This window comes from Aeromicrobium sp. SP1 (assembly GCF_055663785.1).
On sequence record NZ_JBQVVK010000001.1, the window covers coordinates 3267396 to 3293168 of the forward strand.

The 25773-nt window shown below is 71.4% G+C and carries 28 protein-coding genes and 1 tRNA gene; 16 read left to right on the plus strand and 13 right to left on the minus strand.

All coding sequences use genetic code 11. From position 1 onward, the window contains the following. Positions 1–23 precede the first annotated feature (23 nt). Positions 24–719, minus strand: coding sequence for a hypothetical protein (locus ACT26F_RS15930; RefSeq protein WP_471671529.1), 696 nt, complete (start codon positions 717–719; stop codon positions 24–26). Positions 720–916: 197 nt separating this feature from the next. Between ACT26F_RS15930 and ACT26F_RS15935 the strand changes: the two genes are divergently transcribed. From ACT26F_RS15935 to ACT26F_RS15950, 4 genes are read left to right on the plus strand one after another with little or no spacing between them, the layout of a single operon-like run. Beyond that, positions 917–1966, plus strand: a complete 1050-nt coding sequence (locus ACT26F_RS15935) for an ABC transporter substrate-binding protein (RefSeq protein WP_471671530.1) — start codon at positions 917–919, stop codon at positions 1964–1966. Beyond that, complete coding sequence (locus ACT26F_RS15940) at positions 1963–3006, plus strand: FecCD family ABC transporter permease (RefSeq protein WP_471671531.1); 1044 nt, start codon at positions 1963–1965, stop codon at positions 3004–3006. Before ACT26F_RS15935 ends, ACT26F_RS15940 begins: the two co-directional genes overlap by 4 nt. Further along, the gene (locus tag ACT26F_RS15945; RefSeq protein WP_471671532.1) at positions 3003–4028 is read left to right on the plus strand and encodes a FecCD family ABC transporter permease; all 1026 of its coding nucleotides are present in this window, start codon (positions 3003–3005) and stop codon (positions 4026–4028) included. Before ACT26F_RS15940 ends, ACT26F_RS15945 begins: the two co-directional genes overlap by 4 nt. After that, a complete protein-coding gene (locus ACT26F_RS15950) occupies positions 4025–4804 on the plus strand; it encodes an ABC transporter ATP-binding protein (protein ID WP_471671533.1) in 780 nt (259 codons plus the stop codon). The genes ACT26F_RS15945 and ACT26F_RS15950 overlap by 4 nt, the downstream gene beginning before the upstream one ends. Here ACT26F_RS15950 and ACT26F_RS15955 read toward each other — a convergent pair. Continuing rightward, positions 4797–5357, minus strand: coding sequence for a dihydrofolate reductase family protein (locus tag ACT26F_RS15955; protein WP_471671534.1), 561 nt, complete (start codon positions 5355–5357; stop codon positions 4797–4799). The genes ACT26F_RS15950 and ACT26F_RS15955 overlap by 8 nt on opposite strands. A 35-nt stretch (positions 5358–5392) precedes the next feature. Continuing rightward, a tRNA-Arg gene (locus tag ACT26F_RS15960) sits at positions 5393–5465 on the minus strand. Positions 5466–5578: 113 nt separating this feature from the next. On the opposite strand from ACT26F_RS15960, the gene ACT26F_RS15965 reads away from it, so the two are divergent. Further along, positions 5579–6472 (plus strand): NAD-dependent epimerase/dehydratase family protein, encoded by an 894-nt coding sequence (locus tag ACT26F_RS15965; RefSeq protein ID WP_471671535.1) that lies wholly within the window; start codon positions 5579–5581, stop codon positions 6470–6472. Continuing rightward, a complete protein-coding gene (locus ACT26F_RS15970) occupies positions 6462–6677 on the plus strand; it encodes a hypothetical protein (RefSeq protein WP_471671536.1) in 216 nt (71 codons plus the stop codon). Before ACT26F_RS15965 ends, ACT26F_RS15970 begins: the two co-directional genes overlap by 11 nt. Position 6678: 1 nt before the next feature. On the opposite strand, the gene mscL is transcribed toward ACT26F_RS15970, so the two are convergent. The 3 genes from mscL to ACT26F_RS15985 are packed head-to-tail and all read right to left on the minus strand — an operon-like array spanning position 6679 to position 8090. Further along, positions 6679–7113: a large conductance mechanosensitive channel protein MscL gene (gene mscL / locus ACT26F_RS15975; RefSeq protein ID WP_471671537.1), complete on the minus strand. Its 435-nt coding sequence runs from the start codon at positions 7111–7113 to the stop codon at positions 6679–6681. 56 nt (positions 7114–7169) lie between these two features. Next, positions 7170–7748 (minus strand): SAF domain-containing protein, encoded by a 579-nt coding sequence (locus tag ACT26F_RS15980; RefSeq protein ID WP_471671538.1) that lies wholly within the window; start codon positions 7746–7748, stop codon positions 7170–7172. A gap of 51 nt (positions 7749–7799) precedes the next feature. Further along, positions 7800–8090: an FmdB family zinc ribbon protein gene (locus ACT26F_RS15985; RefSeq protein ID WP_471671539.1), complete on the minus strand. Its 291-nt coding sequence runs from the start codon at positions 8088–8090 to the stop codon at positions 7800–7802. A 75-nt stretch (positions 8091–8165) separates the two neighbouring features. Here ACT26F_RS15985 and ACT26F_RS15990 point away from each other — a divergent pair, with 75 nt between their 5' ends. The 8 genes from ACT26F_RS15990 to ACT26F_RS16025 all read left to right on the plus strand — a co-directional run bounded on the left by ACT26F_RS15990 (position 8166) and on the right by ACT26F_RS16025 (position 16177). Continuing rightward, positions 8166–9530, plus strand: coding sequence for a hemolysin family protein (locus ACT26F_RS15990; protein ID WP_471671540.1), 1365 nt, complete (start codon positions 8166–8168; stop codon positions 9528–9530). Further along, positions 9527–10558 (plus strand): hemolysin family protein, encoded by a 1032-nt coding sequence (locus tag ACT26F_RS15995; protein WP_471671541.1) that lies wholly within the window; start codon positions 9527–9529, stop codon positions 10556–10558. The genes ACT26F_RS15990 and ACT26F_RS15995 overlap by 4 nt, the downstream gene beginning before the upstream one ends. A gap of 115 nt (positions 10559–10673) precedes the next feature. Further along, positions 10674–12260 carry a glutamine-hydrolyzing GMP synthase gene (gene guaA, locus ACT26F_RS16000; RefSeq protein ID WP_471671542.1) on the plus strand — a complete coding sequence of 529 codons (1587 nt, stop codon included), beginning with the start codon at positions 10674–10676 and terminating at the stop codon, positions 12258–12260. A gap of 103 nt (positions 12261–12363) precedes the next feature. Next, entirely contained in the window at positions 12364–12783 is a 420-nt protein-coding gene (locus ACT26F_RS16005; protein ID WP_471671543.1) for a DoxX family protein, read from the plus strand. 57 nt (positions 12784–12840) lie between these two features. After that, positions 12841–13209 (plus strand): YciI family protein, encoded by a 369-nt coding sequence (locus ACT26F_RS16010; RefSeq protein WP_471671544.1) that lies wholly within the window; start codon positions 12841–12843, stop codon positions 13207–13209. Positions 13210–13211: 2 nt separating this feature from the next. Beyond that, the gene (locus ACT26F_RS16015; RefSeq protein ID WP_471671545.1) at positions 13212–14462 is read left to right on the plus strand and encodes an RNA polymerase sigma factor; all 1251 of its coding nucleotides are present in this window, start codon (positions 13212–13214) and stop codon (positions 14460–14462) included. Between the two features lie 9 nt (positions 14463–14471). After that, a complete protein-coding gene (locus tag ACT26F_RS16020) occupies positions 14472–15116 on the plus strand; it encodes a hypothetical protein (protein ID WP_471671546.1) in 645 nt (214 codons plus the stop codon). A 71-nt stretch (positions 15117–15187) separates the two neighbouring features. Next, positions 15188–16177 carry a malate dehydrogenase gene (locus tag ACT26F_RS16025; protein ID WP_471671547.1) on the plus strand — a complete coding sequence of 330 codons (990 nt, stop codon included), beginning with the start codon at positions 15188–15190 and terminating at the stop codon, positions 16175–16177. A 62-nt stretch (positions 16178–16239) separates the two neighbouring features. Here ACT26F_RS16025 and ACT26F_RS16030 read toward each other — a convergent pair whose 3' ends face one another. After that, positions 16240–16515 carry a DUF3017 domain-containing protein gene (locus tag ACT26F_RS16030; RefSeq protein WP_471671548.1) on the minus strand — a complete coding sequence of 92 codons (276 nt, stop codon included), beginning with the start codon at positions 16513–16515 and terminating at the stop codon, positions 16240–16242. Continuing rightward, complete coding sequence (locus ACT26F_RS16035; RefSeq protein ID WP_471671549.1) at positions 16512–17366, minus strand: bifunctional methylenetetrahydrofolate dehydrogenase/methenyltetrahydrofolate cyclohydrolase; 855 nt, start codon at positions 17364–17366, stop codon at positions 16512–16514. Before ACT26F_RS16035 ends, ACT26F_RS16030 begins: the two co-directional genes overlap by 4 nt. Before the next feature lie 66 nt (positions 17367–17432). Between ACT26F_RS16035 and ACT26F_RS16040 the strand changes: the two genes are divergently transcribed. Beyond that, a complete protein-coding gene (locus ACT26F_RS16040) occupies positions 17433–18113 on the plus strand; it encodes a TetR/AcrR family transcriptional regulator (protein WP_471671550.1) in 681 nt (226 codons plus the stop codon). Here the strand turns inward: ACT26F_RS16040 and purH are convergent. The 3 genes from purH to ACT26F_RS16055 are packed head-to-tail and all read right to left on the minus strand — an operon-like array spanning position 18085 to position 21381. Next, on the minus strand, positions 18085–19641 hold the full coding sequence (gene purH / locus ACT26F_RS16045) for a bifunctional phosphoribosylaminoimidazolecarboxamide formyltransferase/IMP cyclohydrolase (RefSeq protein WP_471671551.1): 1557 nt from the start codon (positions 19639–19641) through the stop codon (positions 18085–18087). The genes ACT26F_RS16040 and purH overlap by 29 nt on opposite strands. Next, complete coding sequence (gene purN, locus ACT26F_RS16050; RefSeq protein ID WP_471671552.1) at positions 19638–20276, minus strand: phosphoribosylglycinamide formyltransferase; 639 nt, start codon at positions 20274–20276, stop codon at positions 19638–19640. Before purN ends, purH begins: the two co-directional genes overlap by 4 nt. Beyond that, the gene (locus ACT26F_RS16055; protein ID WP_471671553.1) at positions 20257–21381 is read right to left on the minus strand and encodes a cell division protein PerM; all 1125 of its coding nucleotides are present in this window, start codon (positions 21379–21381) and stop codon (positions 20257–20259) included. The genes purN and ACT26F_RS16055 overlap by 20 nt, the downstream gene beginning before the upstream one ends. 79 nt (positions 21382–21460) lie before the next feature. On the opposite strand from ACT26F_RS16055, the gene ACT26F_RS16060 reads away from it, so the two are divergent. Continuing rightward, positions 21461–23275, plus strand: coding sequence for a SigE family RNA polymerase sigma factor (locus tag ACT26F_RS16060; RefSeq protein WP_471671554.1), 1815 nt, complete (start codon positions 21461–21463; stop codon positions 23273–23275). A gap of 311 nt (positions 23276–23586) precedes the next feature. On the opposite strand, the gene sucD is transcribed toward ACT26F_RS16060, so the two are convergent. Beyond that, a complete protein-coding gene (gene sucD / locus ACT26F_RS16065; protein WP_471671555.1) occupies positions 23587–24483 on the minus strand; it encodes a succinate--CoA ligase subunit alpha in 897 nt (298 codons plus the stop codon). Between the two features lie 9 nt (positions 24484–24492). Next, the gene (gene sucC, locus ACT26F_RS16070) at positions 24493–25656 is read right to left on the minus strand and encodes an ADP-forming succinate--CoA ligase subunit beta (protein WP_471671556.1); all 1164 of its coding nucleotides are present in this window, start codon (positions 25654–25656) and stop codon (positions 24493–24495) included. Positions 25657–25773 lie beyond the last annotated feature (117 nt).

Below are 25773 nucleotides of genomic sequence, written 5' to 3' on the forward strand. Positions count from 1 at the left end.
ATGATGCGCGATGTCGCTGACGGTCACCGGCGGTTCCGTCCGGCGACCGCGAGGCCGACGGCGGTGACGACGACCATGATGCTGCCGGTCCAGCCGGCCATGTACTGCAGCGGCAGGAACGTCATCAGCAGCGACAGGGAGCCGAGCCCGAGCCCGACGATGCCGATCCAGCGGGCGACGGCCTGCTTCCGCGAGGCCGAGAACAGCGCCCAGCCGGTCAGGCCCGTGAGGCTCCAGACCCACGGCACGGTGCCGATCCAGTGGTTGTACATCGCGGCCGCCTCGGGCACGACCATGCCCTCCTCGGCGACGCCGAAGATGAACTCGGTGTCCAGGACGGTGCCCATCAGCACGACGAGGCTCGTACCGAGGATGCCGAAGGCGGCGACGGCCGGCACGAGGCTCTCGGAGCCGAGCCGCTCGCGCAGCTGGCGGTACAGGCCCAGCCCGAACGGGACGAGCAGCAGGGCGGCGAACGTGGCGGCGACGTGGAAGCCGAGCAGCACCGCGGTCTTGTCGCCGAGCGCCTCGGCGATGCCGGCCGGATCCTTCCCGGCGCCCTCGGCGTAGACCGCGCCGACGTTCATCGACAGGATCGTCGCGGCGAAGCCGGTGACGCCCGCGGCGATGCCGGCGAGGGCCCAGCCGTTGCGGCGGGTGGGGGCCTGCTCGGTGTCGAGGTCGTCGCGAGCGGGGTGGTGGGTGGAGATGGTGGTCATGGTGGATGTCCTTCCGGGGGTGGTTTCGATGGGTCCACAGTGGAAGGCCCGGAGTCCCGGCGAACAGGGACATCGCGGCACGATCCGGGGGACTGCGATGGGACGGACGTCACATGCCGGGGCCGAGCACCTTCCGCTACAGTGCCGTGTTGTTAGTACAGCCTCACCTAACCTCGCCGCCGACGAAAGGCCCTCCCGTGCGACTCCATCGCGTCCGACTCGCCGCCGCACTGCTCGCCGCGACCGCCGTGACCACCGCGTGCAGCAGCTCCGACACCGCCGCGTCCGCCGGTGACGGCCAGCAGCAGGAGACGCTCTTCTCCGAGCAGTGCGAGGGCACGACGATCCCGCAGTTCCCCGACCTGCAGCCCGTGTCGGAGGGCTCCGGGACGCACACCGTGGCGACCCAGTTCGGCGACGTCGAGCTGCCGGTCGCGCCGAAGGCGGCGCTCGGCATGTACACGACGGACGTCGACATGCTGGTCTGGCTGCGCTACCCGCTGGCCGCCGAGCAGCCGATCCGCGGCGACTCCGGCTACACGACATTCCCGTGCTTCTTCCCGTACGACCAGCTCGGGGAGACGGCGACGTTCGCGAACTATCCCGACTACGACTACGAGAGCATCCTTGGCGCCCAGCCCGACCTCATCCTCAACGGCCTGGGCTACGACGCGAAGGTCGTCAAGCGGCTGCCCGACATCGCCGCGACCTACAGCGTCGACGCGTTCGACGGCAGCAGCTGGCAGAAGCACTTCGAGCAGACCGCGAAGGCGCTCGGGCGCGAGCAGTACTACCGCGAGTGGAGGGACCTCTACGACGAGCGCGTCGCCGAGGTCAAGGCCGCGATCGGCGAGACCGCCGGCATCACCGTCGCCCCGGTCGGCTTCTGGGAGGGCAAGGCGAACACGGGCTGCTACTCCGGTGTCGAGTGCGAGGTCTTCGAGGACCTGGGCCTGACGATCGCCGAGACCGCGCTGAAGAACGACCGTCAGGGCGAGGCGCTCAGCGGCGAGCAGATCGGGCAGCTGTCCGACGTGGACTACGCCTTCACGACGAAGGGTCTGGGGGAGACCGGTCAGAAGGAGTACGACGCCGTGATGGCCGCGGCCGCCAAGAACGCGCTGTGGCGGGACCTCGCGTTCGTCCGGGACGACCACATCGTGACCTACGAGATGGAGATGACGTACGGCTCGCCCAGCGGCCAACTCGCCTTCCTCGACGTCGTGGAGAAGGCGCTCGCGGGTTGACCGGGATCCTGACCCAGGAGGCGACGTGGGAGGACTCGTCCTCCGTGCGTCGTCGCCGCCGCCGGCTCGGGCTGCTGGTCGTCGGCGCGGCACTCGTGGTCGTCTGCGTCCTGGGGGTCCTGCTCGGCTCGCGCATGTTCCCGCTCGGTGACACGGTGACCGCGTTGTGGCGCGACAACGGGGACGCGCACATCGTCGTCACGCAGCAGCGGCTGCCGCGCACCGTGCTGGGCGTCCTCTTCGGGATGGCCCTCGCCGCGGCCGGCGCGCTCATGCAGGGCCAGACCCGCAACCCGCTCGCCGATCCCGGCCTGTTCGGGGTGAGCGCCGGGGCGGCGTTCGCGATCGTCGCCGCCTCCCTCGCGTGGCCCGGAGCAGACCGCTTCACCCTCGTGTGGGCGTCGTTCGTCGGGGCTGTCGTCACGACCGTGGCGGTCTACCTGATCGGCACCGCCGGCGGACGCGGCAGCTCGCCGCTGACCCTCGTGCTGGCGGGCGTCGCGATGTCGGCCGTCCTGTCGGGTCTCACCACGACGATGGAGATCCTCGACCTCGGCGCGCTCATGGCGGGTCGGTCGTGGGCCGCCGGAGACCTCGACGGCCGCGGGTGGGGCACGGTCCTGCTGGTCGCCCCGTTCCTCGTGGCGGGCCTGGTCGTGGCCGCGATCGCCGGCCGAGGCCTCAACGCCGAATCGCTCGGCGACGACCTCGCCTCCTCGCTCGGCAGCAACCGGCGGCTGACCCGCGACCTCGTCGTCGTCGCCGTCACGATCCTGTGCGGCGCGGCGACGGCGGCGGTCGGCGTCGTCTGGTTCGTCGGCATGATGGTGCCGCACGTCGCCCGCTGGTTCACGGGCCCGGACCAGCGCTGGATCCTCGCGTACAGCTGCCTGCTCGGTCCGGTCCTGATGGTCGCGGCCGACATCGTGGGCCGCCTCGTGGTCTCGCCGGAGGAGATCCCCGCCGGGCTCGTCACGGCCTTCATCGGCGCGCCCGTCCTGATCGCGCTCGTCCGCCGTCGACGGGTGAGTGGACTGTGAGCGCCCTCGTCGTCCGGGTCGGGCGGCTCTCGGCCCGCGTGGGCGTCCGACCGGCCCTCGTCACCGTCGTGCTGGTGACGGTGGCGGTGCTGCTCGCGCTGGTCGCGCTGGGGCTGGGGGAGATCCGGGTCTCGGTCGTCGACGTCGTGCGCACCCTGGCCGGCCGGGCCGACCCCGTCTTCGAGACGGTCGTGACCCGGTGGCGGCTGCCGCGCATCGTGATCGCCCTGGTCTTCGGCGCGGCGCTCGGGCTCTCCGGAGCCGTCTTCCAGTCGCTCACGCGCAACCCGCTCGGCAGCCCCGACGTCATCGGCTTCGACGCCGGCGCCTACACGGGCGCCATCGTGACGATCGTCGCGGCGGGCTCGACGTCCTACGCGATCGCCGGGGCCCTCGTCGGCGGGATCGCCACGGCGCTCGTCGTCTACCTGTTGGCCTACCGGCAGGGCGTCCGCGGGTTCCGGCTCATCGTCGTGGGCATCGCCGTCACGGCGATGCTCGGATCGGTCAACGCGTGGCTGATCCTCAAGGCGGACCTGTGGACCGCGCAGATGGCCGCGATCTGGGGAGCCGGCAGCCTCAACGGGCTGGACTGGAGCGACGCGCGCCGTGCGGGAGTGGCGATCGTCGTGCTGACGCTGCCGATCCTGTGGGTCGCCCGTCGCCTGAAGGCGCTCGAGATCGGCGACGACGGCGCTCGCGCGTTCGGGGTCCGGGTCGAGACGACCCGACTGACGGCGGTCGTGTGCGGCGTCGGACTCAGTGCCGTCGTTACCGCCACCGCCGGACCGATCGCCTTCGTCGCCCTGTCGGCCCCGCAGTTGGCCCGCCGGCTGACCCGGTCCGCAGGACTGCCCCTGCTGGCCTCCGCGGCGATGGGCTCGGCGCTGCTGCTGGCGTGCGACATGGTCGCGCTGAACGCGTTCCCGGTGATCCTGCCCGTCGGCCTGGTCACGGTGGTGCTCGGTGGCAGCTACCTGATCTGGATCCTCATCGTCCAGTCACGAAAGGACGTCCGATGACGCTCACCGCCTGCGGGCTCACGTACGGCTACCACGGTGCGGTGGTCGGCCGCGCCCTCGACCTCGAGATCGCCGAGGGCGAGTTCGTCGCCGTCATCGGCCCCAATGCGTGCGGCAAGTCCACGATGTTGAGGGCCTTGGCGCGGCTGCTCAGGCCGATCGAGGGAACCGTGCTGCTCGACGGCTCCGACGTGTGGACCCAGTCGTCCAGGACGGTGGCGCGCCGGCTCGGCCTGCTGCCGCAGACGGCGATCGCCCCGGACGGGATCACCGTGATGGACCTCGTCGGCCGGGGCCGGTTCCCGCACCAGTCGGCCTTCCGGCAGTGGTCGCGCGAGGACGAGGCGGCGGTACGCGAGGCGATGGAGACCACCGGCGTCGACGACCTCGCCTCGCGACTCGTCGAGGAGCTCTCCGGCGGCCAGCGGCAACGCGTCTGGATCGCGATGGTGCTGGCCCAGGAGACGCCGCTGCTGCTGCTCGACGAGCCCACGACGTTCCTCGACATCGCCCACCAGATCGAGCTGATGGAGCTCCTGTCGCGGCTGCACCGCCAGGGCCGGACGGTCGTCGTGGTGCTGCACGACCTCAACCAGGCCGCGCGCTACGCCTCACGGATCGTCGCGATGCGCGACGGCTCGATCGTGGCTGAGGGCCCGCCGGCCGAGGTCATCACCGAGGACGTCGTCGCCAAGGTCTTCGACCTGCCCTGCCGGGTCGTGCCCGATCCCGTCTCCGGTGCCCCGCTCGTGCTGCCGCTCGGCAGCCTCAGCTGACGACGCGATGGCGCAGGAACACGGTGCCGCCGGCGAACCGTCGCTCGTCGAGGAGGTCGAGGTTCACCCGGGTGCCACCGGCGAAGGCAGGCTTCCCCGCACCGATCAGGACGGGTCGGACGAGCAGCTGGACCTCGTCCACGAGGCCCGCCGCCAGGGCCTGCCCGGCGACGTCGGCGCCGCCCACGACGAGATCGCCCGTGGTCGCGGCCTTCAGCTCGCGGATCGCCTCGGGGTCGAAGCTGGCCTGCACCGTGGTCCGGGCGGTCGACGGTGAGGGCAGGGTCGTGGAGTAGACGACCTTGTCGGAGTCCTGCCAGGTACGGGCGAAGTCGGCCATCAGGTCGGAGGCCTCGGCGTACGCGGGGTCGGTCTCCCAGACGGCCATCAGCTCGTAGAGGCGCCGCCCGTAGAGATGGGTGTCGACGGACCGGATGAGGTCCGTCGTGAAGGCGAACACCTCGTCGTCGGGATCGGTCCAGTTGAAGTCGCCGTGCTCGTCCTCGATGAAGCCGTCGAGGGACGTGTTCGTGAGGTACACCAATCGGCCCATGCTCATCACCTCGTCGCTCCGGGTCAGACCAGTCGTGCCCCCGAGAGGATTCGAACCTCCGACCTGTGGTTTAGGAAACCATCGCTCTATCCCCTGAGCTACGGGGGCGCACCGGATCATCTTCCCATGCCGTTCGAGCGAGGAACGGGCACCTCCGGGCCACGCGAGGATGGCTCCGACGACCGGGACCGCGATTCGCGGCGCGCACCTAGACTGAACCGGTGCGGATCCTGCTGACCGGCGCCAACGGCGTGATGGGACGGGCCACGATCCCCGCCCTGCAGAGCGCCGGGCACGAGGTCGTCGGACTCGTCCGGTCCTCGTCCGCGGCGCGCGTCGTCGAGGCCGCCGGGGCCGAGGCGGTGCACGGAGACGTCCTCGACCGCGCGAGCCTGCTGCGGGCGATGGACGGCTGCGACGCCGTCGTCAACTTCGCGACCCATGTGCCGGTGGGCCTGCGCGCGATGCTCCCCGGCTCGCTCACGCGGGTCAACCGCATCCGCACGGTCGGCTCGCAGCTCGTCGCCGAGGCGGCGATCGACTCCGGGGTCGGCCGAATCGTCCAGCAGAGCCTGAGCTTCATCTACGTCGCCCGCGGCGACGAGTGGATCGACGAGACGACGCCGATCGACGTCACGATGGTCACCGAGCCGCTCACGGTCGCCGAGCAGCACGCGCGACTCGTCGAGCAGGCCGGCGGCACCGCGGTGTGCCTGCGCTACGGCCTGATCAGCGGGAACGACCCCAACTCGCAGTTCCTCGTGCGCCGCGCGCGGCACCGCCGCCGGATCGGACTCGGCCTGCCCGACTCCTGGATGCACGTCATCCACCCGGACGACGTGGGCACGTCGGCCGTCGCCGCGCTGGAGGCTCCCGGTGGCGCCTACAACGTCGGAGCCGAGCCGCTGACCCGCCGCGAGTACGTCGACGCGATCGCCCGGGCCGCCGGGAACAGCGAGGGCCGGTTCTTCCGGCGCTGGCTGTTCAGCATCACGGCCGACAAGCTCGAGCTGCTGGCGCGCTCGCAGCGCGTCACGTCCCAGCTGTTCACCGACCGGACGGGCTGGAAGCCCGCGCATCCGGTCCTGACCCCCGAGTGGTTCCGTGTCGACTGAACCGGAGCCCGAGACCGACGACGCCCGCCGGGAACGGGCGCGGCGCGAGCGGGCGCGGCGCGAACGCGCGGCCCGGCTGCTCGGCGACCTCCTGCCCGAGACGACGCGCGACGAGTCACCCGAGGGGTGGGGCGACGAGCGCGGCGGCACGTCCCGCGACGACGAGCTGCGCCGGAACGTGCCCCCGCACCACGGCGGAGAATGACTCAGGCGGTCGGCGTGGCTCCGGGAGTGTCCGGGCCCCGCTCGGCGGAGCTGCCGCCGAGGGCGTCGCGGATCTCGCGCAACAGCAGGATGTCCTCGCTGGGACCCGCCGGCTCCTCCTCCTCGCCCTTCGCCAGTCGCTCCATGAGCGACTTCGACGGCAGCACGAAGACGAAGTAGACGACCGCCGCGGTGATGACGAAGGTGATGATCGCGTTGATGACCGCCGCGAAGTCGACGACGGTCTTCTCGTTGCCGTCGACGAGCTGGACCGACAGACCGTCCACGCTCGCACCGCCGAGCGCGTTGATGATCGGCTCGATGACCGCACCGGTGAACGTGGCGACGAGCGCGGTGAACGCCGTGCCGATGACGACGGCCACCGCCAGGTCGACGATGTTGCCGCGGAACAGGAAGTCCTTGAAGCCCTGAAGCATGGGCACTCCTCACGGGGAAGGGGTTCTGTCGGCTCGACCCTAGGCCAACTCCGTGGTTACCGCCGAGTCGTGACGACCGCGTTGAGGCGTGAGGTGACCGACACCCGGGCCAGCTCCGCGGCGGCGTCCGGCGCCGTGGCCAGGCCCAGCACCGCCGCGTCGCGCGAGTCGTCGGTGCGCACGGTCACCAGCTCGACGCCCTCGACGACCGTCCGGGCGGCGCCGTCGTCGCCGACCGCGAGCACGTCGACCGCGTCACCCGCACGGAGCAGCTCGCCCGTGGCGGCCGCGACCTCGACGACCGCGAGCACCCGTCCGTCATCGAGGTCGCGCGGGTCGACGACCCGGCGGTCGGTGAACACCTCGCCCGCCCGCATCGCACCCGAGAGGGACCTGCCGGTCACGTCGGCCGCGGTGACGGTGCCGTCCGGCACGGCGGACGCGGGCAGCCGCCGGGTCTGCACGTCCGTGGCTCGCACGTTCGCGCCGCTCGCCAGGTCGTGCGCGGCGACGAGCACCGTGCGGGTGGCGGGGGAGCGGTCGAGTGCCGTCAGTCCCGCCCACACCGACAGGCCCACGAGGCCGGCCGCGATCAGGCGGCGATGGGTGAGGACGAACCGCAGAGCCTGTTCCATGGACGCAGGCTAGGCAGGATCGACGGGCCGGGAGCCCGTCGTCCACAGGTCTCAGGCGGCGCCGGTGCCGGCGGAGCCCGACGAGCTGGTCGAGGAGCCGGTCGAGGACGAGCTCGACGAGGATGTCGAGGTCGAGGACGAGCCGGAGGTCGACGTCGAGGACGTCGAACGGCTGTCGTTGCGGTAGAAGCCCGAGCCCTTGAACACCACGCCCGCGGCGCCGAACACCTTGCGCAGCTCACCGCCGCACGAGGGGCAATCGGTCAGCGCGGCGTCGGAGAAGCTCTGCTTGGCCTCGAGCTCCTCGCCGCATGCGAGACAGCGGTACTGGTACGTGGGCACGGAGAGAAGCCTACCTTTGGTCGCCCAACGGTAGTGTTGGCCGTCCCACGTTCCCGAATCGAGGACCACACCACAGTGACCGAATGGCTACTGCTGTTCACGTCTTTCCTGCTCATGCTCGCGTGCGGTGTGTTCGTCGCCGCGGAGTTCTCGTTCGTCACGGTCGACCGGGCCACGATCGACCGCGCGGCCGAGGCCGGTGACCGTGGTGCCCAGGGCACCCTCAAGGCCCTGCGCAGCCTCTCGACGCAGCTCAGTGGCGCTCAGCTCGGGATCACGATCACGAACCTGGCGATCGGCTTCCTGGCCGAGCCGGCGATCGGCGCCCTGCTGCACGACCCGCTCACCGATCTCGGACTGTCCGGCGGTGGGCTGAGCGCGGCCTCGTACGCCATCGCCCTGCTGCTCAGCACCTTCGTCACGATGCTCGTCGGCGAGTTGATCCCCAAGAACCTCGCGCTCGCGCTGCCGCAGCGGACCGCGGCGGTCACGCAGCTGCCGCAGCGCGCCTTCACGAAGGCCATGGCCTGGCCGATCCGCGGCCTCAACGCGATGGCGAACCGCACGCTGGAGTGGCTCGGCGTCGAGCCGCAGGAGGAGCTGCGCTCGGCGCGCTCCCCGCTCGAGCTGCGGTCGCTCGTGCTGAGGTCGGCGTCCGAGGGTGCGATCGACGACGAGACCGCCGACCTGGTCGCTCGCTCGATCGCGTTCGGCGACCGGACCGCGGCCGACGTGCGGACGCCCCGCGTGCGGGTGCACTTCCTCGAGGAGCGCGACACGGCGCTCGACGTCATCGAGGCCGCACGGCAGACGGGGCACTCGAAGTTCCCCGTCGTGGGCCGCTCGCCCGACGACGTCGTCGGCGTCGTCCACGTCAAGCAGGCCGTCGCGGTCGCGCCGGACCGACGCCGCTCGGTGCGACTTTCCGAGATCGCCGAGCCGGCCGCCACGGTCCCCGACACGCTCGAGCTCGACCCGCTGCTCGTGCTGCTGCGCGAGCAGAACAACCAGCTGGCGGTCGTCGTCGACGAATACGGGGGCACCGACGGCATCGTGACGCTCGAGGACCTCGTCGAGGAGATCGTCGGTGACATCGCCGACGAGCACGATCGCGTCGCCGACCGCAGCCGTCACCGCCGTGACGGCACGTGGTCGCTGTCGGGCCTGCTGCGCCCCGACGAGGTGTTGGAGCAGACCGGCATCGGCCTGCCCGAGAGCGAGGACTACGAGACGATCGCCGGACTCGTCCTGGAGCGGCTCGGCCGGCTCGCGGTGCGCGGCGACGTCGTCACGCTGCGGGTCGACTCGACCCCCGACGACGACGAGGACGACGCCGAGCCGCTGACCGTGCACCTCACGGTCGAACGCCTCGAGGGCCGTCGCATCGACCGGGTGGCGCTCACCGTCGACCCGGCCGCCTCGAAGGAGGACGAGCGATGAGTGGGTGGCCGGCGCTCGGCCTCACGGTCGTCCTGCTGCTGCTGAACGCGCTGTTCGTGGCCGCCGAGTTCGCGTTGATCTCGGCCCGCCGGACGCAGCTCGAGCCCGAGGCCCAGGCCGGCAAGCGCAGTGCCAAGCTCGCGCTCAAGGCGATGGAGAACGTCACGCTGGCGATGGCCGCGGCCCAGTTGGGCATCACGATCTGCTCGCTGGGCCTGGGTGCCATCAGCGAGCCCGCGATCGCCCACCTGCTCGAGCCGCTGTTCGAGTCGTTCGACCTGCCGGACGCGCTCGTGCACCCGGTCTCGTTCGCGATCGCGCTGTCGTTCGTGGTGTTCCTGCACGTCGTGTACGGCGAGATGGTGCCCAAGAACCTCGCACTCGCTGCCCCCGACCGAGCCACCTTGATCCTCGGTCCGTTCATGCTCGCGGTGATCGCGGTGCTCAAGCCGGTCGTCGTCGCGCTCAACGCGACGGCCAACGGCGCCGTCCGGCTCATGGGCATCGAGCCGAAGGACGAGGTCGCGTCGACGTTCACGCACGACGAGGTCGCCGGACTCGTCGAGGAGTCGCGCCGTGAGGGCCTGCTCGACGAGGACGAGTACGGCCTCGTGACGGGCGCGCTCGACTTCCACGAGGGCACCGTCGCGCAGGTGCTGCTGCCGCGCGACGGGCTCGTGACGATCGCGCAGGGCTCCACCTCCGTCGAGGTCGAGGACGCGTGCGCGCGGACGGGCTTCTCGCGGTTCCCGGTCGCGGGCCCCGACGGGGAGTTCACGGGCTACCTGCACATCAAGGACGTGCTGGAGACCGATGACTCGAACCGGGTCCGGCCGATCGCCGACAAGTGGCTGCGGCCGTTGAGCACGATCGCCGTCACGAGCGGGCTGTACGACGCGCTGCGCACGATGCAGGCGAAGGGCTCGCACATGGCCCGGGTCGCCGACGAGACCGGCACGATCATCGGCGTCGTCATGCTCGAGGACGTCCTCGAGGAGCTCGTCGGCGAGATCCGCCAGCAGACCTGACCCACCTGGGGCGCTGGCAGTGACGTTCGAGGGGTGATTCCGCCGATTTCACCCCTCGAACGTCACTGCCAGCGGCCTCGGTTCGCTCTGCGGGGCCGCACCCTAGGATTGCGCCGTGGCCTCCGAGACCCCCGAAACCGTTGCCGAGACCTTGCACGACACCGTCCTCGTGGTCGACTTCGGCGCCCAGTACGCCCAGTTGATCGCGCGCCGCGTGCGCGAGGCGAAGGTCTACTCCGAGATCGTCCCGCACACGGCGACGGCCGAGGAGATCCTGGCCAAGCGACCGAAGGCCGTGATCCTGTCCGGTGGTCCGGCGTCGGTGTACGAGCCGGGGGCGCCTCAGCTCTCGCCCGGTCTGGTCGAGTCCGGGACCCCCGTCTTCGGCATCTGCTACGGCTTCATGGCGATGGCCCAGGCCCTCGGCGGCGAGGTCGCCCGCACGGGCCAGCGCGAGTACGGCCGCACGTCCGTCTCGGTGCTCGAGCCGGGCACGCTGCTGGCGGGCCTGCCCGACACCCTCACCAGCTGGATGTCGCACGGCGACGAGGTCGTGCGCCAGCCCGAGGGCTTCACGCTCAGTGCCCGCAGCCCGCGGGCGACGGTCGCCGCGTTCGAGCACGTCGAGCGCGGTCTGGCCGGCGTGCAGTGGCACCCCGAGGTGCTGCACTCCGAGCACGGCCAGCAGATCCTCGAGCACTTCCTGTTCGACATCGCCGGCTGCACCCCCACGTGGACCAGCGCCAACATCGTCGAGGAGCAGGTCGCCCTCATCCGTGAGCAGGTCGGCGGCGCGCGCGTCATCTCGGCGCTGTCCGGAGGCGTCGACTCGGCGGTCTCCACGGCGCTCGTCCAGCGCGCGATCGGCGAGCAGCTGACGGCGGTCTTCGTCGACCACGGGCTGCTCCGCGAGGGCGAGGCCGAGCAGGTCGAGCGCGACTACGTCGCCGCCACGGGCGTCAACCTCAAGGTCGTCGACGCGAGCGAGACGTTCCTGGGCTTCCTCGACGGCGTCACGGATCCGGAGACGAAGCGCAAGATCATCGGCCGCGAGTTCATCCGCACGTTCGAGGCCGCCGAGCGCGAGATCATGGCCACGCCGGGTGAGCCCGTGAAGTTCCTCGTGCAGGGCACGCTGTACCCCGACGTCGTCGAGTCCGGCGGCGGAGAAGGTGCGGCCAACATCAAGAGCCACCACAACGTGGGCGGGCTGCCCGAGGACCTCGACTTCAGCCTGATCGAGCCGCTGCGGACGCTGTTCAAGGACGAGGTCCGCGAGGTCGGTCGCCAGCTGGGTATCCCCGAGGCCATCGTCGCGCGGCACCCGTTCCCGGGTCCCGGCCTCGCGATCCGCATCGTCGGCGCCGTCTCGCGTGACCGCCTCGCGATCCTGCGCCGCGCCGACGCGATCGTCCGCGAGGAGACCACGGCGGCCGGACTGGACTCGACGATCTGGCAGTTCCCGGTCGTCCTGCTGGCCGACGTCCGCTCGGTCGGCGTCCAGGGTGACGGCCGCACGTACGGCCACCCGATCGTGCTGCGCCCGGTCTCGAGCGAGGACGCGATGACCGCGGACTGGAGCCGCGTGCCGTACGAGGTGCTCGAGCGGATCTCCACCCGCATCACGAACGAGGTCGACGAGGTCAACCGCGTCGTCCTCGACGTCACGAGCAAGCCGCCGGGCACGATCGAATGGGAGTGAGCTCGCGTCGTCCGTGAAGAAAGTTCGCGAGGCGATGTCGAGAACGGTCGGCGCCGGTCGACGTAGGGATGAGAGCACGTTCCATCCCTGAACGGAGACCGACATGACCACCATCGACCCCACCACCGTCACCACCTCGCGTCCCGAGGCGTTCGGCACGACCGCCCACCGGGCCGGCGTCGCCGTGACCGGACTCGTCACGGCGTTCCTCGGCTTCGACGCCGCGACCCACCTGTTGCGCGTCGAGCAGGTGCGCGAGGCGAGCGCCGAGCTCGGGATCCCCGAGCACGTCATCGTGATCTGCGGCGCGGTCCTCGCGACCCTGCTCGTGGCCTACCTCGTGCCCGCCACCCGCGCGATGGGCACGGTCCTGATCACCGCCTACCTCGGCGGCGCCGTCGCCGTGAACCTCGTCGCCGAGCAGCCGCTCGCCAACTCCGGCTTCGCGATCGCCACCGCCGTCCTCGTGTGGGCCGGTGCGTGGCCGCGCGACGCCCGGCTGCGCGCCCTCGTGCGGCGCTGACCCTTGCCGAGCCCACCCGCAACCCACCACGATCGAACCCGAGACAGGAGCACCGAGATGAAGTTCATGACCATGGTCCACGAGACCCACCGACCCAGCCCCGAGCCGCCGATGGAGCTGTTCGCCGCGATCGGCGGACTGCAGGCGTCGACGACCGCCGACGGCAGCCTCGTCGAGACCGGCGGCCTCATGCCGATCGAGCACGGTGGCGCGATCGTCACGCTCTCCGGCGGCTCCGTCACGACGACGGACGGCCCGTTCGTCGAGGCGAGGGAGCTCGTCGGCGGCTACGCCGTCTACGACGTCCCCGACCTCGCCGCCGCGGTCGCGAAGTCGGAGGCCTTCCTGCAGGTGCACCGCGACGCCTGGCCGGGCTGGGAGGGCTGGGTCGAGATCCGCGCCCTCTTCGAGGCGCCGCCGGCCTGACGATGGACCCGAACGAGGCGGTGGAGCAGGCGTGGCGGCAGGAGTCGCCACGCCTGCTCGGCGCGCTGCTGCGGATCACGCGCAGCGTCGACCGCGCGGAGGATCTCGCGCAGGAGGCGCTCGCACAGGCGCTCGAGGCGTGGCCGAGGACCGGCGTGCCCGACAACCCGGGAGCCTGGCTCATGACGGCGGCGAAGCGGCGCGCGATCGACCAGTTCCGGGCGGGCGAGCGGCAGGTCCGGGCGTACGCCGAGGCCGCCGCCGGGGTCCGCGAGTCGTACGAGGCCGAGTTCGACGCCGCCCTCGCCGACGAGCACGTGCGCGACGACGTCCTGCGGCTCATGTTCACGTGCTGCCACCCCGCGCTCACCCCGGACAGCCGCACTGCGCTGACCCTGCGCCTCGTGTCGGGGCTCAGCACGCGCGAGATCGCCCGCGCGCTCCTCGCCTCGGAGTCGACGGTCGCGTCGCGCATCTCGCGCGCCAAGCGCACGCTCGCCGACTCCCGGGCCACGATCGAGGAGCCGGCGGGCGCCGAGCGCGTCGAGCGGCTCGCCTCCGTGATGGCCGCGATCTACCTGCTGTTCAACGAGGGGTACGTCGCGACCGAGGGCACGGACTGGACCCGGCCCGACGTGTGCCGCGAGGCTGTCCGGCTCGCGGCGATCCTGGCCTCGGTCGTGCCCGCCGAGAGCGAGGCGCACGGCCTGCTCGCGCTCGTCGAGCTGCAGTCCTCGCGGCTCGAGGCCCGCGTGGACGCGGAGGGTGCGCCCGTGCTGCTCGCCGATCAGGACCGCAGCCGTTGGGACGCCCACGCGATCGCGCGGGGGACCGCCGCGCTCGACGTGGCCGTGCGGCTCGGTGGCTCGGGACCGTACGTCCTGCAGGCCGCGATCGCCGCCGAGCACGCCCGCGCGCGCTCGGTCGACGACACCGACTGGGAGCGCGTCGCAGGACTCTACGAGCGGCTCGCCCGGGCGACCGACTCGGTCGTCGTCGAGCTCAACCGCGCCGTCGCGCTCGCGCGGGCGCGCGGACCCGAGGCCGGACTCGCCGTCGCCGACGACCTCATGGCGGCACCGGCGCTCGCGACCTACCACCTGCTGCCGAGCGTGCGCGGTGACCTTCTCGCCCAGCTCGGCCGCCATGACGAGGCCGCGGCCGAGTTCCGTCGCGCGGCCGGCCTCGCGACGAACGAACGCGAACGCGCCCTGCTGGCGGCGCGGGCCGACGCGCTCGGGTCCGGTCGTTAGGCTGAAGCGGTGAACTGGGGACCTGTCCGCCTCGTGGCGGTGACGCTGGCCGCCGTGGTCACGCTCGGGGCCTTCGGCTACTTCCTGCTCTTCGCGGGCGGGTCCGATGACGACCGCGCGGCGACCCCGGCCACCTCGGCCACGCCGTCGACGACCCCCACCACCGCGGCGCCGTCGACGACCCCGACCACCGAGGCGACGACGCCGACCGCCACCGCGACGCCCACGTGCGAGGACGCGACCACGCGCTTCAACGAGAGCGGCGAGCAGAACGACAGCCTGCTGCCCGACTGCGGCCAGGTGGCCGCGACGAAGGTCGAGCAGAAGACCGCGGGCCTGGGCCTGGCCTGCGGCGGCGACTACCCGGTGATCCTCTACAAGTCCACGACCACGGGCGCGAAGACGTCCGTGTGCGGCAGGACCGCGGTCGGCGACGACTTCCGTGTCGTGGTCGAGCCGACGGGGCAGGACCCGATCGACATGGACGGCACGTACGCGTGGCAGCAGGACGCCTTCGTCGGCACGCACGACGGGACGCGGTACGCCCTGCACGGGGTCGACGGCTCGCTGCACATCACGAAGGCCGGGACGACGACCGTGCAGACCTCGAGCGACTGGATCTCACTGGACAACGAGGTCGACGACGGCGACTGACAGGCGGTGCTCGCTCGCGATTTGCGCTGCGCTACCTTGTTGAAGACACCCCACACAAGGAGCACATCGACGTGAGCACCTCCCCCGTCAAGGTGGCCGTCACCGGCGCCGCCGGTCAGATCGGCTACAGCCTTCTCTTCCGTCTCGCCAGCGGCGCGCTGCTCGGCCCGGACACCCCGATCCAGCTGCGACTGCTCGAGATCACGCCTGCGCTGAAGGCACTCGAGGGCGTCGTCATGGAGCTGGACGACTGCGCGTTCTCCACGCTCGACTCGGTCGAGATCGGTGACGACCCGAACCACATCTTCGACGGCGCCAACCTGGCCCTGCTCGTCGGCGCGCGCCCGCGCACGAAGGGCATGGAGCGCGGCGACCTGCTCGAGGCCAACGGCGCGATCTTCACCGCGCAGGGCAAGGCCCTCAACGCGGTCGCGGCCGACGACATCCGCATCGGCGTCACCGGCAACCCGGCCAACACGAACGCGCTCATCGCGTCGAAGAACGCGCCGGACATCCCGAACGAGCGCTTCAGCGCGCTGACCCGCCTCGACCACAACCGCGCGATCAGCCAGCTCGCCGCGAAGGCCGGCGTCGCGGTGTCGGAGATCTCGAAGATGACGATCTGGGGCAACCACTCGGCCACCCAGTACCCCGACGTGTTCCACGCCGAGATCGGCGGCCGCAACGCCGCCGAGGTCGTCAACGACCAGGCCTGGATCGAGAGCGACTTCATCCCGACGGTCGCCAAGCGCGGTGCCGCGATCATCGAGGCGCGCGGCGCCTCGTCCGCCGCCTCCGCCGCCTCGGCCACGATCGACGCCGCCCGCGACTGGCTGACCGGTTCGGCCGAGGGCGACTGGGTCTCGATGGCCGTGGCCTCCGACGGCTCCTACGGTGTGCCCGAGGGCATCATCAGCTCGTTCCCGGTCACGACCAAGAACGGGGACTGGGAGATCGTCCAGGGCCTCGAGATCGACGAGTTCAGCCGGGCGCGGATCGACGCCTCGGTCGCCGAGCTCGCCGAGGAGCGCGACGCCGTGACCGAGCTCGGCCTCATCTGAGCCGACCTCACACCGCAAGGGCCGCCCGGGATCCCCGGGCGGCTCTTTGCCGTGTGGGTGAGTCAGTCGATCGCCGGAACGAGCAGCGCGAGGACGACGAGCGAGATGCCCAGGAAGCCCATCCACGCGACGTCGAACGCCTTGCCGCGGACGCGGAGCATGCCGGTGTGCTCGGGCGGGACCATCGTGCGGGCCACCGCGGCGAGGATGAACGAGGCGCCGATCACGACGACGCCGGTGCGCCACCAGCCGAGCACGATCACGACGAGTCCGGCCGCCACCACCAGCAGGTGGAGCAGGTAGATCCGGGACCCGTTGCTGCGGGGCAGACCGGTCACCCGACCGCCAGCTCGCAGAAGTCGACGACGTTGCTGAGCAGCATCGCGCGGGTCATCGGGCCCACGCCGCCGGGGTTGGGGGTGACCCAGCCGGCCACGTCCCACACGTCGGGAGCGAGGTCGCCGACGATCTTTCCGGCCTCGTCGCGGCTCACGCCGACGTCGAGCAGCGCGGCACCGGGCTTGACCATGTCGGCGGTGATCATGCCGGGCACGCCGGCGGCGGCGATCACGATGTCGGCGCGGCGCACCTCCGCGGCGAGGTCCTGCGTGCCGGTGTGGCACAGCGTGACGGTCGCGTTCTCACTGCGCCGGGTCAGCAGCAGGCCCATCGGGCGGCCGACCGTGATGCCGCGGCCGACGACGACGGCGTGCTTGCCGGCGATCTCGACGTCGTGGCGGCGCAGCAGCTCGACCATCCCGCGCGGCGTGCACGGCAGGGGAGCGGGCTCACCGAGCACGAGCCAGCCGAGGTTCGTCGGGTGCAGGCCGTCGGCGTCCTTGGCGGGGTCGATCCGGCCGATCACGGCGTTCTCGTCGAGGCCCTTGGGCAGCGGCAGCTGCACGATGTAGAGCGTGCAGGCCGGGTCGGCGTTGAGCTGGTCGACGGCCGCCTCGACCTCGGCCTGCGTCGCGTTCGCGGGCAGGTCGATCCGGATCGACTCGATGCCGATCTCGGCACAGTCCTTGTGCTTGGCGCCGACGTACCACTGGCTGGCCGGGTCGTCACCGACGAGGATCGTGCCCAGCCCGGGCATGATCCCGCGCTCGCGCAGGGCCGTCACGCGCTCGCGCAGCTCGGACTTGATCGTGGCGGCGACGGCCTTGCCGTCGAGGATCTGGGCGCTCACGGAGCGAGTCTTTCACGCCGCCCGTTCCGCGAGAACTCCGGGCAGAACCCACCTACACTCAGGCGCATGGCATCTCGGGCGCAACTCTCGCAGGAGCGCAGTCGGCTGCGGCGGGACGCGCTGCTGAACGCTGCGATCGAACTGTTCGTCGAGGGCGGATCGCGGGCGGTGACCCACCGCGCCGTCGCCGCCGCGGCCGGTCTGCCCGCCGCCACCACGACCTACTACTTCGCGACGATCGACGACCTCTTGCGCGAGGCCCTGAACCACCACATCGACCAGTGGCTCGCGGCGATGGAGGGCTTCGCCGCGGTCGACTGGGCGGCCCTGCTGGCCCGGGTCGACGGCAAGACCGCCGTCGAGATGGCCGCCGACGTCTTCGCCCGCCGGCCGGCGTCGGTGGCGACGCGCGAGCTGACCGTGATCCTCGGCGCCGCCCGCGACCCGCACCTGCGCGATGCGGCCGTGCTGGCGCTGACGGCCTCGGTCGACGTGCTCGAGAAGGTCTTCACCGCCCTGGGCCTGCCCGATCCGCACGGCCTGGCCGAGGACGTCGAGTCGCTCATCGGCGGTGTCGCGATCCGGCGCGCGGCCGGTGTGCACACCGAGGCTGAGGAGGCCCAGAAGGTCATCCGCGCGATCCGTCACCTCGTCGCCGGGCACCTGCTCGACGACGAGACCGTCGACGCCACGCTGGCGTCGGCCCGCGAGCGCGCGCTCAGTGGAAGAAGTGCCGCGTCCCCGTGACGTACATCGTGACGCCGGCCGCCTGCGCCGCTGCCACGGTCTCCTCGTCGCGCACCGAGCCACCCGGCTGCACGATCGCCTTCACGCCCGCGTCGATGAGGATCTGGGGCCCGTCGGAGAACGGGAAGAAGGCGTCCGACGCCGCGACGGAGCCCGCGGCCCGCTCGGCTCCGGCCCGCTCGACCGCGAGGCGGCACGAGTCGACCCGGTTGACCTGACCCATGCCGATGCCGACGGACGCGCCGTCCTTCGCCAGCAGGATCGCGTTCGACTTCACGGCGCGGCACGCGCGCCAGGCGAAGACGAGGTTCGCGAACGTGTCGGGGTCGGCCGGCTCGCCGGCGACGAGGGTCCACGAGACCGGCTCGTCGCCCTCGGCGTCGACGTGGTCGGCGCGCTGCATCAGCAGACCGCCGCTGATCTGGCGGAACTCGGCCGACGGGCCTTGGGCGGGCTCGGGGCACACGAGGATCCGGATGTTCTTCTTGCCCTGCAGGATCTCGACGGCACCATCCTCGTAGGCGGGCGCGACGATGACCTCGGTGAAGACCTCGGCGACCTGCCGGGCCATCTCGACCGAGACGGGGCGGTTCGCCGCGATGACGCCGCCGAACGCGGAGACCGGGTCGCAGGCGTGCGCGCGGGCGTGCGCGGTCGCGATGTCGGTGGCGACGGCGATGCCGCACGGGTTCGCATGCTTGATGATCGCCACGGCCGGGGCCACGTGCTGGTAGGCCGCGCGACGGGCCGCGTCGGTGTCGACGTAGTTGTTGTACGACATCTCCTTGCCGTGCAGCTGCTCGGCGCCCGCGAGGCCGCCCGTGCCGTCGGTGTAGATCGCGGCCGGCTGGTGCGGGTTCTCGCCGTAGCGCAGCACCGCCGAGCGGTCCCACGTCGCGCCGACGAACGCCGGGAACGGCTCCTCGTCGGCCGGGGCGTACACGGAGGAGAACCACGAGGCGACGGCGACGTCGTAGGCGGCGGTGTGCGCGAACGCCAGCGCCGCGAGCCGCTTGCGCTGGGCGAGCGTGAACCCGCCGGCGGCGAGCGCCTCGGTGACCTCGCCGTAGCCGTCGGGGGAGACCACGACCGCGACGCTGGGATGGTTCTTCGCGGCGGCGCGCACCATCGACGGGCCGCCGATGTCGATCTGCTCGACGACCTGGTCCGGCGTCGCGCCGGACGCGACGGTCTCGCGGAAGGGATAGAGGTTCACGACCACGAGGTCGAACGGCTCGATGCCGAGCTCCTCGAGCTGATGGGCGTGGTCGGGCAGGCGCAGGTCGGCGAGGATTCCGGCGTGCACGCGCGGGTGCAGCGTCTTGACCCGGCCGTCGAGGCACTCGGGGAAGCCGGTCAGCTCCTCGACGGGCGTGACGGGGACGCCGGCGTCCTCGATCGTCTTCGCGGTCGAGCCGGTCGACACGATCGCGACGCCGGCGGAGTTGAGCGCCTGGGCCAGCTCGGCGAGTCCGGTCTTGTCGTAGACCGAGACGAGGGCGCGCTTGATGGGTCGGGTGTCAGTCATGACGGATCCTTCGGGTCGAAACGGATGCGGCGGCCGTCGATCGTGAACGGTTCGCGAGCCAGGCGGCCCACCCATTCGACGAGCATGGCGCGCTCGCGGGTCTTGATGCGCTCGTGGAGACTCTCGACGTCGTCGTCGTCCTCGACCGGCACGGTCACCTGGGCGACGATCGGTCCGGTGTCGACGCCCGCGTCGACGACGAAGAGCGTGGCTCCGGTGACCTTGACGCCGTACTCGAGGGCGTCCTGCGGGCCGTGCATCCCCGGAAACGCGGGAGACAGCGCCGGATGGGTGTTGACCGTGCGGCCGCCGAACCGGGCCAGGAAGGCCGGTCCCGTCAACTTCATGAACCCGGCGAGGACGACCAGGTCGGGTTCGTGGGACGCCACCTCGGCGGCGAGGGACGCGTCCCAGGCGGCACGGTCGGCGTGGTCGGCGACCCGGTCTACGAACGTGGGGATCGCGTGGCGTTCCGCGCGGCGCAGGCCCTCGATGTCGGGTCGATCGGATCCGACGGCGACGATCGTCGCGCCGTAGGCGGGGTCCTCGGCGGCGTCGATCAGGGCCTGCAGGTTCGTGCCGGATCCGGACACCAGCACCACGAGGCGGGCGGGGTCAGGAAGCGGACCGGTCACGACCAGAACGATAGTGGGCGGCCGTCGCACCGAGCGCGGCGCCCGCCGCCATGACCGGCACCGCGACGAGCAGGGACTCCCAGGCGGGAGGGCCCACCGAGCCCATCAGGCCCGACCCGATGGCACCGCGCGCCGTCTCGACCAGCAGCCCGACGACGAGGCCCGAGACGGCTCCCGCGGCGGCACCGTCGAGGGCCGCACGCGCCCAGGTCCGCTCGCCCGCGGGAGTGCGGGCATGCGACACGAGCCCGGCCGCGACGCCGGCGAGCAGCGGGATCAGCGGCAGCAGCACGACGATCGACGAGAACGGTCCCGGATCGGGCAGCCCCGCGAGCGGGGGAAAGCCGGGCACGGCGCCCAGGGCGCTGCCGGCGAGGTCGACGGACGTGTCCGGTCCGATCGTGAACCCGGGGCCGAGGATCACGGAGGTCGTCCACAGCACGAGCGTCGGGAACGCCAGGACGCACAGCAGCCCGAGCACGCCGACGCCGCCGGGGTCGAGGGTGGCCCACAGGTTGGCTGCCCGTTCGAGATGCGTGAGGAGCAGCAGGAGGGTGACGACGGTGGCGCCGCCGAGCAGGCCGGTGACGCCCGTGGCGGCGCCGTTCGCGACGGGCGTCCACCGCGGGGAGAGGCCGAGCCACGCCAGCCGGGAGCGACGCGTAGCACCGAAGGCTGCCGGCAGTCCGACCACGACGAACGCGCCGAAGGTCGCACGCACGAAGGACGTGGAGTGGGCATCGGTCGAGGTGAGCGCCGAGCAGATGCCGGCCAGGAGGCCGGCGATGCCACCGGTCATGGCTCCGAACGCGCCGGGGTCGACGATCGGTGTGCGCAGGGCGAGTCGCGTGATGACGAAGACGACGGCGACGACCACGATCGTGGCGCCGATGGGAACCAGGTCGAGGTGCGTGTCGCCGTCGGTCACGGTCGCGCCGACCGCGACGAGCCAGATCCGGACGGCCGTGCGGATCGTGTCGAGGGTCGAGCCCGCGATCCCGGTGGTGGAGACCGCCAGGGCCGCCAGCGCGACGCACGCGACCGCCGATCCGACGGCGGTGACGATCGCCGGGCGCCACTGGTCGGCAGCACGTGACTCAGGCACCTGACCATCCAACAGGTAATGTGGTGAGGTTCCTGACAGCACACGCCGTGACCGTCCGCACGCAGGGAGGTGGCCGAAGATGACTCGGGTCGACGAGTTCGATGCGTTCTACGCCTCGACCCAGCGGGTGACACTCGCCACCACGTACGCCCAGTGCGGCAACCTCGAGGTCGCGCGCGACGCCACCGCCGACGCCTATCAGCACGCGTGGCGCCAGTGGTCGCGCGTCACCTCGACCAACGTCGCCCGATTCGTGCGCGACGAGGCGTGGAAGGGCACCGCGCTCAGCCGCACGACCCACCCGCTGCGCCGGCGGCGCGCCCGCGGCCAGGACGGCCGGCTGCTCGATGCGCTCGCCGACCTCGACCAGGACTCCCGCCGGCTCATCTGCCTCATGACGATCGCCGATCTCGACATCGACGACGCGGCCCAGGAGGTGGGCGTCGACGACGAGCTCGCGCTCGAGCAGGCCTCGCGCGGGTTCAGCCGGCTCGAGGAGGCGCTCGGCACGACGATCGACGACGTCGTCGTGCGGTTGCGTGAGTTGACCCGACCGGCCGCGGGCGTCGACCTGCCGGCCGCCGCCGCCCTGCGTCGCACCGCCAGCCGGGGCGCGCGCCGCAACACGATCCTGCTGATCGCCACCGCGATCGTCGTGGCCCTGGTCGGCGGCGCGTTCGTGGCCGACGGCGATGCGACGGCTCGTCAGAGCACCTTGCCCGACCGCGAGAAGATCGGCGCCGAGTCGCGCGACATCGTGCTGGACTCGCACAACATCGGCACCGACGACCTACTCACGGTCGAGGCGGTCTCGAAGCTCAATCCGGACGCGACGTGGACGATCGAGGGCACGGACACCGACCCCTCGAACACGACGCCGTACGCCACGTGTCCGACGACGCGCTTCGCCGATCCCGATCCGTTGAAGGTGTTCGTCCGCGCCTACACCGACGACGCCGACGATCGCGTCGCCCAGTCGATCGAGGTCTCCCGGTCGCAGGAGGCCTCCGAGGCGGCATATCAGCGCCTCGTCTCCTTCTACGCCGAGTGCGAGCACCCGCGCACCCGCCTCGTCGACGCCTATCGGGTCGAGCGACCCTTCGGCGACTTCCAGATCCTGCGCCTGCAGTCCTACCGGTCGCCGGCCCGCTTCATCACGGTCGGGCTCGCCCAGTCCGGCGCCCTGACCTCGACCCTCGTGCACGAGTCGCCGGGCACCGAGCCCACCGACGTGAACGTGTTCGCCAGCGTGCTGAACGACTCCATCAGCCGGGTGTGCGCCGATTCCGGCGGCGACTGCACGAAGGAGTTCGACGTCGTCGAGACGCTGCCCCCGCCGGCCGCGGAGAACCCCGAGTTCCTCGGCGTTGTCGACCTGCCGCCGGTCGACACGATCGACAGCGTGTGGAGCGCGAGCGACCCGGTGCCCGTCACGTCGCAGAACCCGGCCGCCACCTCGTGCGACAACGCCTCGTTCACCGGCAAGGGCTTCATCGACGCCAAGTCGCGGGTGTTCGCGATCCCCGAGGCCACGGTCCTGCCCGACCAGTTCGCGCTCACCCAGACCACCTCCCGGATGACCAGCGAGCGCGCCGTGAACAACTTCGTCCGCGACGTCTCGAAGAAGGTCGACGCGTGTCCCGACGGCGACCTGCCCACGACGGTCGACCAGAAGACCAAGATCAGCGGCGACGGGTTCCGCGGCAACTCGTGGCGGATCGGCTTCGAGGTCGACAAGGACGAGTACGTCTACTACCGGATGGGCATCGTCCGCCGCGGCGACGCCGTCACCCAGGTCCTCTTCCCGCCCGCCGGCAAGTACGCGATCTCCGGCAGCGAGTTCAACGCCGTCCTGCAGCGCGCCGGCGAACGCCTCGCCTACGCCGAGGAGTGACCCCCTCGCCCGCCGCCCCTCGCTGCCGTCGGCTGGCGTGGGCGGTGACGTACGAACCTGTGGAGCGGGTTTGAGGTGCGTAACTCACCGGTGGCTGGCGTGGGCGGTGACTTACGAACCTGTGGAGCGGGTTTGAGGTGCGTAACTCACCGCCCCCGGGCGTGGGCGGTGACTTACGAACCTGTGGAGCGGGTTTGAGGTACCTAGCTCACCGCCCCGGGCGGCGGAGGTACGTGACTCACCGCCCACCTACGCCCCGACGACGAGGCCCCCGCAACCGAGCGGTTGCGGGGGCCTCGTGCTGACGTGGGTCAGAGGTTCTGCAGGATCTCGCGCATCAGGGCGGCGGTCTCGGACGGCGTCTTGCCGACCTTGACGCCGGCGGCCTCGAGGGCCTCCTTCTTGGCCTGCGCGGTGCCCGACGAGCCCGAGACGATGGCGCCGGCGTGGCCCATCGTCTTGCCCTCGGGAGCCGTGAAGCCCGCGACGTAGCCGACGACCGGCTTGGTCACGTGGGCCTTGATGTACTCGGCCGCACGCTCCTCGGCGTCGCCGCCGATCTCGCCGATCATCACGATCGCCTTGGTGTCCGGGTCGTTCTCGAACGCCTCGAGCGCATCGATGTGCGTCGTGCCGATGACCGGGTCGCCGCCGATGCCGATCGCGGTGGTGAAGCCGAAGTCGCGCAGCTCGAACATCATCTGGTAGGTCAGGGTGCCCGACTTGGACACGAGACCGACCGGTCCCGGGCCGGCGATGGTCGCCGGCGTGATGCCGGCCAGCGCCTGCCCGGGGCTGATGATGCCGGGGCAGTTCGGGCCGATGACGCGGGTCTTCTTGCCCTGGGCGTACGCCCAGAACTCGGCGGTGTCCTGGACGGGCACACCCTCCGTGATGACCACGAGCAGCCCGATCTCGGCGTCGATCGCCTCGACGACGGCGTCCTTCGTGAACGCCGGCGGGACGAACGCGACCGACACGTCGGCACCGGTCTTCTCGATCGCCTCGGCGACCGAGGCGAAGACGGGGAGCTCGACGTCGTTGCCGTCGGCATCGACGTGCGTGACGGTCGTGCCGGCCTTGCGGGCGTTGACGCCGCCCACGACGTTCGTGCCGGACTTCAGCATGAGTGCCGTGTGCTTGGTGCCCTCGCCGCCGGTGATGCCCTGGACGATGACCTTGGAATCGGAGTTGAGATAGATCGCCATGTGTCGTCCTTATGCGTTCGCGAGCTCGGCGGCCTTGTCGGCGGCACCATCCATGGTGTCGACGAGCGTGACCAGCGGGTGGTTCAGTTCGTTGAGGATCGCGCGGCCTTCGTCGACCTTGTTGCCGTCGAGGCGCACGACGAGCGGCTTGGAGGCCTCGTCGCCGAGGATCTCCAGCGCGCCCTTGATGCCGTTGGCCACCGCGTCACACGACGTGATGCCGCCGAACACGTTGACGAAGACGCTCTTGACCTGCGAGTCGTTCAGGATCACGTCGAGTCCATCGGCCATGACCTGCGCCGAGGCGCCGCCGCCGATGTCGAGGAAGTTCGCCGGCTTGACGCCGCCGTGGGCCTCGCCGGCGTACGCGACGACGTCGAGCGTGCTCATGACCAGTCCCGCGCCGTTGCCGATGATGCCGACCTCGCCGTCGAGCTTGACGTAGTTCAGGCCCTTGCTCTTGGCCTTGACCTCGAGCGGGTCGGTGGCGTCGTTGTCCACGAACTGCTCGTGGTCGGGGTGGCGGAAGTCGGCGTTCTCGTCGAGCGAGACCTTGCCGTCGAGCGCCTCGAGCTTGTCGCCCTCGAGCCGGGCGAGCGGGTTGACCTCGACGAGCGTGGCGTCCTCCTCGACGAAGACCTTCCACAGCGCCTGGATCATCTCGACCGCCTGGTCGGCCAGCTCGGCCGGGAACTTGGCGTCCGCGACGATCTCGCGGGCCTTCGCCTCGTCGACGCCGGTGCCGGCGTCCACGGGGATCTGGCGCACGGCCTCGGGGTTGGTCTTGGCGACCTCCTCGATCTCGACGCCGCCCTCGACGCTCGCGATGCACAGGTAGCTGCGGTTCGCGCGATCGAGCAGGAACGAGAAGTAGTACTCCTCGACCGGGGGCGTGGCCGGCGTGACGAGCACGCGGTTGACCGTGAGGCCCTTGATCTCCATGCCGAGGATGTTCGACGCGTGCTCGAAGGCCTCGTCGGGCGTCTTGGCCAGCTTGACACCGCCGGCCTTGCCGCGGCCGCCGGCCTTGACCTGCGCCTTGATGACGGTCACGCCACCGAGCTGCTCGGCAGCTGCCTTGGCCTCCTCGGCCGTGGTGACCACGGTGCCGAGGGTCGTCGCAACGTTGTGCTTGGCGAAGAGCTCCTTCGCCTGGTACTCCATCAGATCCACAATGAGGTCCTTCGTGGGTTGGGATTCGCTGAGGGCCTGGCAGGCGCCGTCGAATGGGCGGTGTCGCCGAAGCGCTCGCGACTCTACCCGCCATCGCAGGGGTGGTTCGGCACGGGT

Bases quoted from the DNA above. Each gene is read 5' to 3' on its own strand.
- ACT26F_RS16010 (WP_471671544.1), top strand. From the start codon at position 12,841: ATGAAGTTCATGACCATGGTCCACGAGACCCACCGACCCAGCCCCGAG.
- ACT26F_RS16040 (WP_471671550.1), top strand. From the start codon at position 17,433: ATGGCATCTCGGGCGCAACTCTCGCAGGAGCGCAGTCGGCTGCGGCGG.
- ACT26F_RS16060 (WP_471671554.1), top strand. From the start codon at position 21,461: ATGACTCGGGTCGACGAGTTCGATGCGTTCTACGCCTCGACCCAGCGG.
- ACT26F_RS15980 (WP_471671538.1), bottom strand. From the start codon at position 7,748: ATGGAACAGGCTCTGCGGTTCGTCCTCACCCATCGCCGCCTGATCGCG.
- ACT26F_RS15955 (WP_471671534.1), bottom strand. From the start codon at position 5,357: ATGGGCCGATTGGTGTACCTCACGAACACGTCCCTCGACGGCTTCATC.
- ACT26F_RS16005 (WP_471671543.1), top strand. From the start codon at position 12,364: ATGACCACCATCGACCCCACCACCGTCACCACCTCGCGTCCCGAGGCG.
- ACT26F_RS16015 (WP_471671545.1), top strand. From the start codon at position 13,212: ATGGACCCGAACGAGGCGGTGGAGCAGGCGTGGCGGCAGGAGTCGCCA.
- purH (WP_471671551.1), bottom strand. From the start codon at position 19,641: ATGACTGACACCCGACCCATCAAGCGCGCCCTCGTCTCGGTCTACGAC.
- ACT26F_RS15930 (WP_471671529.1), bottom strand. From the start codon at position 719: ATGACCACCATCTCCACCCACCACCCCGCTCGCGACGACCTCGACACC.
- mscL (WP_471671537.1), bottom strand. From the start codon at position 7,113: ATGCTTCAGGGCTTCAAGGACTTCCTGTTCCGCGGCAACATCGTCGAC.
- ACT26F_RS15950 (WP_471671533.1), top strand. From the start codon at position 4,025: ATGACGCTCACCGCCTGCGGGCTCACGTACGGCTACCACGGTGCGGTG.
- ACT26F_RS15995 (WP_471671541.1), top strand. From the start codon at position 9,527: ATGAGTGGGTGGCCGGCGCTCGGCCTCACGGTCGTCCTGCTGCTGCTG.
- sucD (WP_471671555.1), bottom strand. From the start codon at position 24,483: ATGGCGATCTATCTCAACTCCGATTCCAAGGTCATCGTCCAGGGCATC.